Annotated in this window: 12 protein-coding genes; 4 read left to right on the top strand and 8 right to left on the bottom strand. The window is 71.8% G+C overall.

Annotated elements, in window-relative coordinates; all coding sequences use genetic code 11:
* Position 1: 1 nt before the first annotated feature.
* Both efeO and efeU read right to left on the bottom strand, forming a co-directional pair.
* Positions 2–1,141: an iron uptake system protein EfeO gene (gene efeO / locus BJ971_RS12140; RefSeq protein WP_184992580.1), complete on the bottom strand. Its 1,140-nt coding sequence runs from the start codon at positions 1,139–1,141 to the stop codon at positions 2–4.
* An 8-nt stretch (positions 1,142–1,149) separates the two neighbouring features.
* Positions 1,150–2,001: an iron uptake transporter permease EfeU gene (efeU, locus tag BJ971_RS12135; RefSeq protein ID WP_184992578.1), complete on the bottom strand. Its 852-nt coding sequence runs from the start codon at positions 1,999–2,001 to the stop codon at positions 1,150–1,152.
* Between the two features lie 129 nt (positions 2,002–2,130).
* On the opposite strand from efeU, the gene BJ971_RS12130 reads away from it, so the two are divergent.
* A complete protein-coding gene (locus BJ971_RS12130) occupies positions 2,131–3,051 on the top strand; it encodes a M48 family metalloprotease (protein ID WP_184992575.1) in 921 nt (306 codons plus the stop codon).
* Between the two features lie 7 nt (positions 3,052–3,058).
* On the opposite strand, the gene BJ971_RS12125 is transcribed toward BJ971_RS12130, so the two are convergent.
* Both BJ971_RS12125 and BJ971_RS12120 read right to left on the bottom strand, forming a co-directional pair.
* On the bottom strand, positions 3,059–3,433 hold the full coding sequence (locus tag BJ971_RS12125; protein ID WP_184992574.1) for a BlaI/MecI/CopY family transcriptional regulator: 375 nt from the start codon (positions 3,431–3,433) through the stop codon (positions 3,059–3,061).
* Positions 3,434–3,479: 46 nt separating this feature from the next.
* Positions 3,480–4,730 (bottom strand): lactate racemase domain-containing protein, encoded by a 1,251-nt coding sequence (locus BJ971_RS12120; protein ID WP_184992572.1) that lies wholly within the window; start codon positions 4,728–4,730, stop codon positions 3,480–3,482.
* Between the two features lie 133 nt (positions 4,731–4,863).
* Here BJ971_RS12120 and BJ971_RS12115 point away from each other — a divergent pair, with 133 nt between their 5' ends.
* Together BJ971_RS12115 and BJ971_RS12110 are read left to right on the top strand one after the other, a co-directional pair.
* Positions 4,864–7,281, top strand: coding sequence for a SpoIIE family protein phosphatase (locus BJ971_RS12115; protein ID WP_184992570.1), 2,418 nt, complete (start codon positions 4,864–4,866; stop codon positions 7,279–7,281).
* A 39-nt stretch (positions 7,282–7,320) separates the two neighbouring features.
* Positions 7,321–7,761: an SRPBCC family protein gene (locus tag BJ971_RS12110; protein ID WP_184992568.1), complete on the top strand. Its 441-nt coding sequence runs from the start codon at positions 7,321–7,323 to the stop codon at positions 7,759–7,761.
* A 53-nt stretch (positions 7,762–7,814) separates the two neighbouring features.
* On the opposite strand, the gene BJ971_RS12105 is transcribed toward BJ971_RS12110, so the two are convergent.
* From BJ971_RS12105 to BJ971_RS12090, 4 genes are all read right to left on the bottom strand, one after another.
* Positions 7,815–8,405, bottom strand: a complete 591-nt coding sequence (locus BJ971_RS12105) for a DUF3618 domain-containing protein (protein WP_184992565.1) — start codon at positions 8,403–8,405, stop codon at positions 7,815–7,817.
* Complete coding sequence (locus BJ971_RS12100; protein ID WP_184992563.1) at positions 8,381–8,803, bottom strand: phage holin family protein; 423 nt, start codon at positions 8,801–8,803, stop codon at positions 8,381–8,383. Before BJ971_RS12100 ends, BJ971_RS12105 begins: the two co-directional genes overlap by 25 nt.
* Positions 8,803–9,498, bottom strand: a complete 696-nt coding sequence (locus BJ971_RS12095; protein WP_184992561.1) for a hypothetical protein — start codon at positions 9,496–9,498, stop codon at positions 8,803–8,805. The genes BJ971_RS12100 and BJ971_RS12095 overlap by 1 nt, the downstream gene beginning before the upstream one ends.
* Positions 9,499–9,635: 137 nt before the next feature.
* Positions 9,636–10,655, bottom strand: a complete 1,020-nt coding sequence (locus BJ971_RS12090) for a LacI family DNA-binding transcriptional regulator (protein ID WP_184992559.1) — start codon at positions 10,653–10,655, stop codon at positions 9,636–9,638.
* Between the two features lie 580 nt (positions 10,656–11,235).
* On the opposite strand from BJ971_RS12090, the gene BJ971_RS12085 reads away from it, so the two are divergent.
* Positions 11,236–12,816: a glycosyltransferase family 2 protein gene (locus BJ971_RS12085; protein WP_184992557.1), complete on the top strand. Its 1,581-nt coding sequence runs from the start codon at positions 11,236–11,238 to the stop codon at positions 12,814–12,816.
* Positions 12,817–12,839: the final 23 nt, after the last annotated feature.

Below are 12,839 nucleotides of genomic sequence, written 5' to 3'. Positions count from 1 at the left end.
CCTAGGCTTTCTTCTTGGCGACCACGGCGGCCACCTGGCTGATCGGCTCGGCGAGCGCGTTGATGGCGTCCGAGAGTTCCTTGAGGTCGGCCTTGCTGAGCTCGGTGTGCAGCTTCCAGGCGTCGCCGGCGCGGTGCTTGCCGAGGGTGGCGTCGACGTTGGCGAACTCGGTGTCGAGGGTCTTGACCAGCGCCGGGTCGCGCTCCTGGAGGACCGGCCGCAGCGCGGCGATCGCCGCCTTGGAGCCCTCCACGTTGGCGTTGAAGTCCCACAGGTCGGTGTGCGAGTAGCGGTCCTCCTCGCCGGTGATCTTCCCGGCGGCGACCTCGTCGAGCAGGGCCTTGGCGCCGTTGGCCAGCTGCAACGGCGACAGCTTCTCGGCGTTGGCCTTCTGCACGATCTCCTTGACGTCGGTCAGCAGCTGGTCGGCGATCGGGCCGGACTTGGCCGCGCTCCCGTCGATCCAGAGGTCCTTCTCGATGCGGTGGAAGCCGCCGAACTTCAGGCCCTCCTCGGTGACCTCCTCGCGGCCGTCGATGCGCGGGTCGAGGTCACCGAAGATCTCGGCGACCGGCTCGATCCGCTCCCAGTAGGTCCGCGCGATCGGGAAGAGCTCCTTGGCCTTGGCCACGTCGCCGGCCTTGACCGCGGCGACGAACTCGGTGGTGCGTTCCAGCAGCGCGCCGGTCTGGCTCTTCACGTACCGCGAGTAGCTCTCGGTCGCGGCGAGCAGCGCGGCGTCGTCGGTCAGCGGCGCGGCCGAGCCGGCGACGGTGAACTGGCCGCGGATGCCCTTGCCGATCATGCCGGGCTTGCAGGCGGTCTCGTAGGTGCCGGCGGGCAGCTCGACGTGCAGGTTGCGGGACAGGCCCGGCGCGACGTTCTCCACCTCGGCCATCACCCGGTCGCCGGGGGCGTACACGTAGAACTCGGTGACCTTCTGCCCCTTGTTGGTGATGGCGAAGACGCTGGTGCCGGCCTCCGTGGAGGTCCTGGCCACCTCGCAGCTGGTGTCGGTGGCCTGCACGGCGATCGGGCCGCCGGCGGGCGCCGGGGTGTCCTCGCCGGAGCCGCACGCGGCGAGTGACGCGCCGAGCGACCCGGCGGTCACGAGGGCGAGCAGACGGGGGGATCTACGCACGGTGTCTCCTATGGCTGCGGCGAGGATGCCGGGGTGGTGGGCACTGCGGCCGGCCTGCTGCCGGTCGGTCGCAGGAAGAGGAAGAGAACGGGTACGGCGAACGCGACCCAGGCGAGCGCCTCGACGACGCTGGCCGTCGGCGTGATGTTGAAGATGCCGGTGACCAGGGCCGTGTACCAGGCGGACGGGTCGAGCGTGCCGCTGATGTCGTACGCCAGCGTGTTGAGCCCGGGCAGTACGCCGGACTCCTGCAGGTCGTGCACGCCGTACTTGAGGATGCCTGCGGCGACGAGGATGAGCAGCACGCCGGTCACCGTGAAGAAGACGGTGAGGTTGATCCGGACCGCGGTGGCGTACATCAGGTAGCCGAGCAGGACCGCGCTGGCGATCCCGCCGAGCAGCGCGTAGAGCGGGCCGCCGTCGACGCCGGCGCCCTGCACGGCCGAGTAGAAGATCAGTGAGGTCTCGAGGCCCTCGCGGACGACCGCGAGGAACGCCATCACGGCCACCGCGATCGAGCCGACGGCGAGCGCGTCGGCGAGCTTGCCGCGCAGGTCACCGGCGATCGAGCGGGCCGCCCGCCGCATCCAGAAGATCATCCAGGTGACGAAGGCGACGGCCAGGATGGAGGTGATCGCCTCGAAGAGCTCGCGCTGGTCGTAGTCGCGCAGCAGGGTGGTGGAGGTGTAGCTGAGCAGGGCGCCGAAGCCGACCGAGAGCGCGACCGCGGCGGCCACCCCGGCCCAGACCTGGGGAAGACGGTCCTTGCGGTCGGCCTTGACCAGGAACGCGACCAGGATGGTGACCACCAGGGTGGCCTCGAGTCCCTCGCGTAGGCCGATCAGGTAGGTGGCGAGCATGGCTCTCTTTCGTTAAGGCTTGCCTTACCTTGCTCCGACAGACTGTAGATTAGGGATGGCTTGCCTAACTGTCCAGGGGTACCCCGACCGTGTGAAACACTGCGGCTGCGCATGTGAGGGGGAACCACGGTGTTCGATCATTTCGTCTGGTCGGTGGTGATCTGCCCGGTCCTGGTCGTCGTGGCGATCCGCTACCTCGCCGACCGACTGCGGCCCGAGATCGCGGCGACCGTCCTGGCCACCTCCCTGACCGCCGCCGCGGCCGCCTGCCTGGTCACCCTCGCCGCGTTCGCGGTCAAGGCCCTCGCGGAGCTGCCGGCCGCCGGCAGCCTGCTGCGCTTCTCCGCCGGGTACGTGCGCGCCGACACCGCGCGCGAGCCGTGGGTGTCCTGGCTCTGCCTGGCGATGGTGCTCGCCGCTCTGGCCGGCATCGCCCGCGTGTGGCGCGCACACCGCCGCGACACCGCCTACGCCCGCCGCTTCACCACCCTGCCGGCCGTCGACGGCCGGCTCGTCGTCATCGAGGACGACCGGGTCGAGGCGTTCGCGGTGCCCGGCGCGGGCGGCCGGATCGTGGTCACCACGGGCATGCGGGCCGCCCTCGACGACGCGCAGTACGCGGCGCTGCTCGCGCACGAGCGGGCCCATCTGGCGGCACACCACCACCGGCTGGTGCTGCTCGCCCGGCTGTCGGCCGCCGTACACCCGGCCTTCCGCCTGCTCACCCGCAAGTTCGACTACCTCGTCGAGCGCGCCGCCGACGAACGCGCCGCCGCCGAGCTCGACGACCGCCGCGCGGTCGCGGTCGCCATCGGCGCGGCCGCCCTGGTCTCCGACGGCGGGCACGGCAGCCTGCGCATGACGCCGTCGCGGGAGGACCTGCGCCGGGCCGGCGCGGTCCCGCGCCGGGTCGCGTCCCTGCTGGCACCGCGCCGCACCCGTTCGCCGCTGCCGCTGGTGGTCCCGGCCGCGGTCGCGGCGTTCTCGCTCGCCTGGACCGCCGAGTGCGTCTACGACCTGGGTGAGCTGCTGCTCGCCGCGCAGCGGTAGGAACGCGCTAGACGTCGTCGCCGAGCAGCCGGCGCAGCAGCTCCTCGTCGCCCGGCTTCAGCCCGGCCACAAACCGGCGCAGCACCGTCGCCCGGTCCGTCCCGGTGCCGAGCGCGGCGCTCATCCGCTCGGCGGCGACCGAGGCCTCGTCGGTGAGCGGCGCGTACCGGAACGCGCGCCCCTCGCGGTAGCGGGCCACCATCCCCTTGGCGTGCATGCGGGTCAGCACCGTCACCACCGTGCTGTACGACAGCGGCGCCGGCAACCGGTCGAGCACGTCGCGCGGGGTGAGCGGCGAGGCCGCGGAGACGAGCGCGCGCAGCACCTCCGATTCGAGGGCGCCGGCCGGCCGGCGCGCCGAGGTCTCGTCTTCGGGCGGCACCCGGGCAGCATAGCCGCGGGCCCGCCGTCCGCTGTGCCCCGGCGGCTCAGCGCAGGCGGAACAGGACCTCCCCCGCGCGCGGGACGACGAGCGTGTCCGGATCGGTGGCGTAGTCCGCGATGTCGATCGTCGCGGGGTCGAGGTAGCCGAGGTTCACCGCGCGGCAGACCTCCTCCGGGATGCCGGTCGCCAGCGTGACGCGGACCCGCGGCCGCTCCACGCCGGTGTCCGCGTCGTAGGTGCCCGCGCCGCGCAGGTGGGTCGAGTGCGCGAGGACTCCCCAGTGCACGTGCGCGAAGGCGTCCCACTGCTTCACGAAGTAGTCCCGGCAGTGGTAGCCGATCTCGTGGATCTGCGGGTGGCTGGTGGCGATCTCGCGGATGTGCGGCGCGTACAGGATCACCTCGCCGTCGTCGGCGACGATCGGCTCGACCTTGTAGAAGCCCTTGGCGCCGGTCCAGATCTCGTCGTACATCTCCGGTATCAGCGACAGCACCCGGCGATAGGGACGGTCGAGGTAGGTGACGTGGGTGGCGGCGCTGATCTCGGCGGCGCTCGCCCAGGACGAGACGCAGTCGCCGAACGAGATCGAGTGCAGGCCGCTGCCCTCCGCGCTCTCGGCGGTGACCACGCTGAACGCGTACTTCTCGGCGGGTATCAGCGCGGCGCCGTCGTTGATCAGGGCGCGCACGGGGGTGAGCCCGGTCGTTCCGATGATCTCGGCGGAGGTGATCAGCGCGCCGAGCCAGTGCGAGACGTCGATGATCCCCTGGCCGGCCACGCCGGGGAAGAAGTACTTGTTGCCGCCGGACATGCCGACCACCTCGTGCGGCAGCACCGGCCCGACCACCAGGGAGATGTCGTGCTCGACCACCGCGCGGTTGAGCAGCACCTCGACGTCGCCGCTCATCCGGCCGCCGGACAGCTCCTCGATCCGCGATGCCGGGATCGTACCCAGATTCGCGAACGTGGCGGGGTCCCACCACTCGTGGTTGCGCACCTCGACGCCGGGATAGGTGCCGACGTGCGCCGCCAGGGCCTCGGCGCTCATCGCGCCGTGCGTGCCGAGCGCGATCAGCACAGTCAGCCTCGACACCCGGCCGTGCAGCGCCCGGTGCACGGCGCCGACAAGCAGCGGCAGCGGGCACACCCGGGTGGCGTCCGGCACGAGCACGCACACGCTGCGACCGTCGGCGTCGAGGCCGGCGAGCCGCTCCGCGATGAAGTCGGCGACCTCACGGGCGGTGAGCACCCGGTCCGCGCCCCCGATCCGGACCGCCTGGATGGTGGCTGTCATCGGCTGAACATCCTTTCGCACCGGCGCGCTGCGTGTCGGGACTTCACCGTAGGACATTCCCCGGCGGTACGGACGTCGAGTTGTGCGGGCCTGCGGAGTTAGGCTGGGTGCGGCTGCGTGGCGGGAGGTGACGGTGAGCTGGGACATGCCGGGATTCCCACCAGCTCAGGACGTGCGGGCGCTGCTCGACGCCGACCCGCACGGATGCGCACTCGCCCGCTCGGTCCGCGCCGAGGACAACACCATCGTGGACTTCACCCTCGTCTACCTCAACGAGGCCGGCGGCCGGTTCCTGGGCCGTCCGCGGGCGGAGCTGATCGGCCGTACCTACCGGGAGCTGTGGCCCGACACCGTCACCGACGGCACCCTGCCGCTGTACCGGAGGGTCGTGGAGGACCGCGTGCCGGCGGTACGCACGGTGTACTACGACAGGGCGAGCGTCGCGGGGCACTTCGAGTTCCGGATCGTGCCGTTCGGCGACGGGTTCGTCGCCCGGTTCGTCGACCTCACCAAGTTGACCATCGGCCTCGAGACGGAGGGCGGCGCCCGGCTCTACGAGGCGCTCGACGCCGCGTTCGACGGGTTCACCCTGCTGCGCGCCGAACGGGACGGCTCCGGCGCGATCGTGGACTTCGTCTGCGAGTACGTGAATCAGATCGGCGCCAAGCTCGCCGGCAGCAGCGTCGAGGATCTCGTCGGCCGGCGGATCAGTGAGCGGTCGCCGGACGACGCCGGCTTCGATCTCCTCGAGTGCTGCCGCGAGGTCGCCGACGGCGGCCGGGTCTGGCAGCAGCAGCTGACCTCCCGCGCCACCGCCCAGGTCTGGGAGCTCAAGATCGTGCGGCTGGACGTCGGCTTCGTCGCGGTGTCCTACCGGGACATCACCGGGCAGGTGGACCAGCAGGAGCGGCTCGCGCGGAGCACGGCCCAGATCCACGCCGCGGCGGACCGGACCGCGGCGTTGCAGGCCGTCACCGCGGCACTGGTGGCGGCGAGCACCCCGGACGAGGTGTACGCGGCGCTGGAGGCCGTCGTGCGCCCGTCGGCCGGCGGCTCCGGCATCGCGGTCCTGCTGGTCGAGGACGACCGCCTGGTGCTGCGCTACCACGCCGGCTACGAGGACGAGGTGGTGGAGCAGCTGCGCGAGCTGCCGTTGTCACACCCCTACCCCGGCGCCAAGGTCAGCGCCGGCGGCGAGCCGCACTATGTCGGCTCGCCGGCGGAGTTCGTCGAGGCCCAGCCCGACCCGGACGCCGCGGTCTCCGGCGGCAGCCGCGCGGCCTGGGCGTTCCTGCCGCTGAGCACCGGCGGCCAGGTGCTCGGCGCGCTGGTGATCGGCTACGGCCAGCCGCGGGAGTTCGACGACGACGAGCGGGCCAACCTGATGGCGTTCAGCCGGCTGGGCGCACAGGCGCTCCAGCGGGCGCTGCTGTTCCAGGCGCAGCTGTCCCTCGCGGCGGACCTGCAACGCGCGCTGCTGCCCGCCCAGCTACCCCGTCTGAGCGGCGCGCGCCACGCCGTGCGGTACCTGCCGTGGACGCACGGCGCGGACGTCGGCGGCGACTGGTACGACGTCATCCACCTCGGCCCGGACACGGCGGCGCTGGTGATCGGGGACGTCGCCGGCCACAACCCCCGGGCGGCGGCCACGATGGGGCAGCTCCGCAACGCCCTGCGCGCCTACGCCGTCGACGGCCACACCCCGGCCGGGGTGATGCAGCGCGCGAACCAGCTCCTGCTGCGGCTGGCGCCCGACGCGATGGCGACCTGCTGCTACCTGGAGCTGCACCTGGCCGAGGGCACCGCGACCGCGGTGCTCGCCGGGCATCCGCCGCCGGTGCTGCGCGTGGGCGGCGACGCCCGCTGCCTGCGGCTGCGCACCGGGCCGCCGCTGGGCGTACGCGACGCCCGGTATCTCGACTCCAGCTTCCTGCTGCCCGCCGGCGCCGGCCTCGTGCTGTACACCGACGGCCTGGTCGAGGACCGCCGGTACACCCTCGACCAGGGCCTCGCCGACCTGTGCGCCGCGGTGCGCTCGGCGCCGGGCCACGACCCGCAGGTGCTCGCCGACCACATCCTGCATGCGGGCGTCGGGCCCCGTACCCGCAGCGACGACGTCGCGATCCTCACGCTGACCGTCGACGCCGAGCCGCCGCCGGGACCCCGTACCGCACGGCGGATCTTCCGGGGCGAGGCCGCCAGCGTGCCGGCGGCCCGCCGCTTCGCCGGCGACATCCTCGCCGAATGGGGGCAGGCGGCGGTGCGCGAGAACGCCTGCCTGCTCCTCGACGAGGTCATCACGAACGCGATCCAGCACACCGTCGGCGACGTGCGGGTGAGCATGCTGCTGGGGCGGCGGCTGCGCGTCGAGGTCCGCGACGGCAGCCCCCGGCGCCCGGACAAGCGCCCCTTCGACATCGCCGGCGAGACCGGCCGCGGCCTGCACATCGTCGAGCGGCTCGCGACGGCCTGGGGTTCGGAGCCCCTGCGCGGCACCGGCAAGACGGTCTGGTTCGAGCTCGAGCTCGCGACCGCGCCGGAAGGTCGCTGATCGCCCGTTATCCGCACCGCCAGCCGGTAGCCTGGCCTGATGGCGACGGTGACCCGTACGGTGCGCGCTCCGGCCGAGCGGGTCTACGCGATCCTCGCCGACGGCTGGACCTACAGCGACTGGGTCGTGGGCACCGCGCACATCCGCCACGTCGACGCCGCCTGGCCCGAGCCCGGCTCGCGGCTGCACCACAAGGTCGGGCCGTGGCCGCTCTCGATCAAGGACGGGTCGACCGTCACCGCGCTGGACCCGGGACGGATGCTCGCGCTGCGCGCCGGGCTCTGGCCACTCGGTGAGGCCGCCGTCCGCATCACGCTCGAGCCGGGCGGCCGGGGCCAGACGCGGGTGACCATGTACGAGGACTTCCAGGCCGGTCCGCTGCGCTGGGTCCGAAACAAGATCAACGATCTCGTTCTGCACCGGCGCAACGTCGAGGCCCTGCGCCGGCTGGCCGAGCTTGCCGAGCACTCCCGGTCCTGACGGCACCGTGTGGTGCCCGCCGGCCGGCGGGCACCACACGAACATGCCATGGCTCAGCGGGTCTGGCGCGCGGCGTGCTTCGCCTCGTCCGCCGCGTCCTGTGCGGACGACTTCGCCTCGTCACGGGTGGTCGATGCGGCATCCTTGGCCGTCTCCTTCACCTGCCCGACGGCTTCCTGGACCGGACCCGAGAGGTCGTCCTTCATCTCCATCGCCGTCTCCCTGACCTTGTCGGTCAGGTCACCGGTGTTCTCCTTGATCTGCTGTCCCGCGTGCTTCTCGAGCTCCGTCGGCGGGATCAGGGACGCGGCCAGCAGGCCGACGCCGAACGCGATGACACCCGCCGCGATCGGGTTGCCCCGCGCCTGCTGCGCCACCTGGTGCGGTGCCGCCTTCACCGAGTCCACGGCGCCGTGCGCGGCGTCGCCGGCCTTGTCGCCGAGCCGCGACGCCTTGTCCTTGACGGTGCCGGTCGCGCCGCCGCCGTAGCCCGGAGTACCCATGACCTTCTCCTTCACCGCGGACCACCGGCGCTTGGCGACCCGCCTGGGGCTGGTCCTGTCGGCCAGCCGATCCACGTCGCGGGTCAACTCGGCCCGGGTGCTCTCGATCTGTTCCCTCATCCGCTCGGGTTCTTGAGCCATTTCGCATCCTCCTTGAGAGTCTCGACGGTCCGGGTCGGCACCGGCGACACGTCCTTGGCCTTGTTCCGGCCGGTGACGAACAGGACCGCGCCGACGATCACCCAGATCACCGCGACGACGAGGAACGCCCAGCCGTGGTCCATCACATTCGCCAGGCCGAACACCACGGCGAAGCTGAGCAGCAGCACGGCCAGGCAGCCGGCGAAGCCGGCCGCACCGAGCATCCCGGCGGCCTTGCCGGCCTTTGTCGCCTCCTGCTTGAGCTCCACCTTGGCCAGCTCGACCTCCTGCCGGAAGAGCTTCGACAGGTCGTCGCTGATCTCGCCGATGAGCTCGCCGATCGAGGTCTGTCCCGGCTCCGCCTCGTGCTCCGATCGGTACTGGTTCGGCGTGCTCATCAGGGCTTGCCTTCGAATCCGGCCCCGGTGTCGTACCGGGGCTCCTGGGTGTACACCGGCTCGGTCCGCGGTTCGGCGACCACGGTGGGCCGGCCGGTGCCGGTGGCCGCGTACTGCGTGCCGGTCTCGGTGCCGTACGGGTCGTCCGCGGGTGCCGGCGTGGCCGACACGAACGAGTCGGTGCGCGGCTTGGCGTCGGCCGGAGCCTCGGTGGCGTTCAGGACGCCCTTGCCGAGCCGCCCGACGACGAACCCGGAGATCAGCGCGGTCGCCAGGAACGCGCCCGGGCGGCGCCGGGCGAAGTCCTGCACCTCGCGCAGCACGCCCTCGGGGCCGTTGCGGGACAGATAGTCGGCGACCTGGCGCCCGCCGTCGGCGACCCTGGTCACCACGGCGGCGGCGGGACCGTCGGTGCGGTCGGACCGCATCTGGTCGAGCTCGTCGGCCATCCGGCGGATGCCGTCGGCGACCCTGTCGTTCTGCGTGCGCGCCTGGTCGGTGACCCGGCCCTTGACCTCGGACGCGAGGTTGCGCGCCTGGGCGGACGCCTCGCCGGTGACCCGGCGGGCCTGCTCCTTCGCGGTCCCGGCGACGTCCGAGGCCGCGGTTCCGGCCGCGTCGGCGGCCTGGCCAGCGGCCTCCCGCTTCGTCGTCGGCTCGTCCGGTGCCCGTGCGCCGGATGGAACAGCTGTCATGATGTGGCCTCCTCTGTATCGATTCGCCTGACGGCGCGATACCCCCGGCGGAGACCACTACTCCTTGCAGGACGACAATCCTTGCAGGACGACAACAATTTGGCACGAGCCGATGGGCTCCTCGGCGGGTGCGGCGCTCAGGCCGACTCGCGGAACACCAGTTCGGTGTCGAGCACGATCGAGGGCTCGACCGCCTCGCCGCCGGCCATCCGCAGCACCTGCCGGGCCATGGTCCGGCCGATGTCGAGGATGGGCTGGTGGACCGTGGTCAGCGGCGGCTCCGCGCAGCGGGCCACGGCGGTGTCGTCGAACCCGATCACCGCGACGTCCTCGGGCACCCGCCGCCCGGCCCGGCGCAGCGCACGCAGCGCACCGGAGGCCATCAGGTCGGAGGCGACGAAGACCGCGTCGAGGCGCGGCTCGTCCGCCAGCAGCCGGTCCATCGCGGCGCCGCCCGACTCCCGGCCGAAGTCACCGAACGCCACGATCGGCGGCCGCCCGGACTCCGCCATCTCGGCCCGGTAGCCCGCCAGCCGGTCGATCCCGCCGGCGACGTCCTGCGCGCCGGCGATCGTGGCGACGCGGCGCCGGCCGGCGCCCACCAGCCGGCGCACCGCGAGCCGGGCGCCGTCGGCGTTCGCGACGTCGACATGGGCCACCGGGAACCGGTCCGGCGGGCGTCCGTTGACCACCACCGGCACCCCCATCCGGACCAGCCTGCGGGTCAGCGGGTCGGCGCCGAGCGTGGACGCCACCATGACGCCGTCCACGTGCCGGCCGGCGACGGACTGCTCGATGTGGTCCCGGCTCCGCGGCGAGTTGACCATCCGCAGCACGAGTTCCTTGCCGGCCTCGTCCATCTGCTGGCTCACCCCGTGCACGAGCGACGGGAAGTAGGTGTCGTCGGAGAAGCTTCGGCCGGCCGACTCGGTGAGCACCAGCACGTACGAATCCGTCCGCTGGGTCACCAGGCTGCGCGCCGCCAGATTGGGCACGTAACCGATCTCGTCGACGGCGCGCAGCACCGCGGCGCGCTTGTCGACGTCGACCGCCGTCGACCCGTTGACGACCCGGGAGGCCGTGGCCCGGGACACCCCGGCCCGGGTGGCGACCGCCTCCAGCGTGGGTCGGTGCGAACTCCGCGCCTGGTCGACCATCGTGCCTCCTGCAACGCGGGCGCCGGACATCCGGCGCCGGGTACGAAATGTTTACCTCGCGGCCGCCGAAGAGTCGGTCCGAGTCAATGTGCCGGCGCACACCCGTACGCGCGACGGCAATTTAAAGATACCCGCTCGAGCGGCCTCCGGACCGGGTGTGACAATTTTCATCACCGCGTCAAGTTTAGGCGGCGCATTGACCATGAAATTCAGGACTGCGTGTCTGCCCGCATGTTTTCGGATGGCGAAATGAATGCCCGGAACCGCATCCCGGGAAGCACCATCGCGCACGGCTCTGACCTGCGGATGAGTCGAGTATGTTCGAATGATCGGCAGCGTTTGATGAATTCCGCGTTACGAACGAATACCGCGTTGTTTCGGCAGCGCCTGTGGTCGCAGTCACCCTATTTGCCAATGATGGCGGTCTACGCCTAACGTCGTCCCGGTGCCACTCGATGACGTCGGCCAAAAATGATCGCCGTCTCGCCATGCGGAATTCCGGTCGGATACCCACGCAATGTCGCGGGGTGACTCGGGCCATTACCTGAACCTTGGCCTGCGAAAACCTCTTGGAGCCACCATGTCGACAATTGATCCACCGTCCCGCAAGGCCACCGCGTCCGCGCGGCAGGCCTGGCGGCCGCTACAGCGCTCCACCCGCCTCGCCATCTTCGGGGCGCTGCTCGCGACGCTGTTCTATCAGATCTTCCTGCTGAACCCGCAGTACCGCGGGCCGCTCTGGCTGTGGACCGCGATGCTGCTGGCCGAGGGCCTGACCGCGATGCACGCCATCGGCACCTGGTGGACCATCCTGGCCCACGACAACCGCGACGAGCCGGTGGACGTGACGGTGCGGCGCAACCGGCTGCGCGCCGGCGCCGAGGTGCCGGGCATCGACGTGTTCATCACCGCGTACGGCGAGGAGCCCGAGTTGGTCCGGACGACGTTGCGGGCCGCCCGGGACATGACGCTGGAGCACCGGACCTGGGTCCTCGACGACGGCGACAGCGACGCCCTGCGCGGCATCTGCGACGACGAGGGCGTCGGCTATCTGCGCCGCGACGGCGGCCTGCACGCCAAGGCCGGCAACGTCAACGCGGCCCTGGCCCGCACCGCAGGCGAGTACGTGGTGATCTTCGACGCCGACCACGTGCCGGAGCCGAACTTCCTGCTCCAGGTCCTGCCGCACTTCGAGGACCCGGACGTGGCGTTCGTGCAGTCGCCGCAGGCGTACACCAACCAGACGAACCTCGTCTCCACCGGGACGTCGGAGGCGCAGCGCATCTTCTACGAGCTGGTGTGCCCCGGCAAGAACCACTTCAACGCCGCGTTCTGCGTCGGCACCAACGTGATGTTCCGGCGCGCCGCGCTGGACGAGATCGGCGGCATCGCCACCGGCAGCAACTCCGAGGACATCTGGACCTCGCTGGAGCTGCACCGGCGGGGCTGGAGATCCATCTACGTGCCGCAGGTGCTGGCCCGGGGGCTGGCGCCGGTGGACGTGTCGTCGTACTTCAAGCAGCAGCTGCGCTGGGCCAGCGGCGGGTTCGAGGTGATCCTGCGCGGCCGGCTGTTCCGGCGCGCCAACGGCCTGACCGTCGACCAGCGACTGCAATACCTCTTCGTCGGCACGCACTACCTGCTGTCGCTGGCGATGCTCACGTTCATGCTGCTGCCGTCGCTGTACCTGCTGTTCGCGCTGAGCCCGATCCGGGCCGACGGGGTGACCTGGGCGACGCACTACATCCCGTTCCAGGTGATGGTCCTGGTCGTCACCTGGCTCCAGTCCGGCGGCTTCAAGGGCTCGGCCATCGTGGCGAGCATCGGCGCCGCGCCGGTGCACGGCCGGGCACTCTGGGCGACGCTGCGCCGCCGGCCGGCGCGGTGGAGCGTCACCAACCAGGCCGGCGGCGGCACCCGGTCGCTCTGGGCCGTGATGCCGCAGCTCGCCCTGCTCCTGCTCAACGTGACCGGCATCGTCGTCGGCCTCGCCGTCATGGCCGACCCGGCACCGACCTGGTTGTCGGTCGCCTGGGCCACCATGATCGTCCTGATCCTGGGCCGGATGATCGTCGAGTCGGTCACCGGTAGCGACACCGGCACCGCCGGCGTCGCGACCGCCGGCACCGCGGACGTGCCCGCGCACGCGACGGCCCACTGAGCGCGCCACCCATCGGATCCGCT

It is taken from the genome of Amorphoplanes digitatis, assembly GCF_014205335.1.
In the GTDB taxonomy this organism is placed as follows: domain Bacteria; phylum Actinomycetota; class Actinomycetes; order Mycobacteriales; family Micromonosporaceae; genus Actinoplanes; species Actinoplanes digitatus.
The sequence above is the reverse complement of the archived record's forward strand: the minus strand, read 5'-3'. Positions and strand labels throughout refer to the sequence as shown.

Bases quoted from the DNA above. Each gene is read 5' to 3' on its own strand.
- BJ971_RS12085 (WP_184992557.1), top strand. From the start codon at position 11,236: ATGTCGACAATTGATCCACCGTCCCGCAAGGCCACCGCGTCCGCGCGG.
- BJ971_RS12095 (WP_184992561.1), bottom strand. From the start codon at position 9,498: ATGACAGCTGTTCCATCCGGCGCACGGGCACCGGACGAGCCGACGACG.
- BJ971_RS12105 (WP_184992565.1), bottom strand. From the start codon at position 8,405: ATGGCTCAAGAACCCGAGCGGATGAGGGAACAGATCGAGAGCACCCGG.
- efeU (WP_184992578.1), bottom strand. From the start codon at position 2,001: ATGCTCGCCACCTACCTGATCGGCCTACGCGAGGGACTCGAGGCCACC.
- BJ971_RS12120 (WP_184992572.1), bottom strand. From the start codon at position 4,730: ATGACAGCCACCATCCAGGCGGTCCGGATCGGGGGCGCGGACCGGGTG.
- BJ971_RS12090 (WP_184992559.1), bottom strand. From the start codon at position 10,655: ATGGTCGACCAGGCGCGGAGTTCGCACCGACCCACGCTGGAGGCGGTC.
- BJ971_RS12110 (WP_184992568.1), top strand. From the start codon at position 7,321: ATGGCGACGGTGACCCGTACGGTGCGCGCTCCGGCCGAGCGGGTCTAC.
- BJ971_RS12100 (WP_184992563.1), bottom strand. From the start codon at position 8,803: ATGAGCACGCCGAACCAGTACCGATCGGAGCACGAGGCGGAGCCGGGA.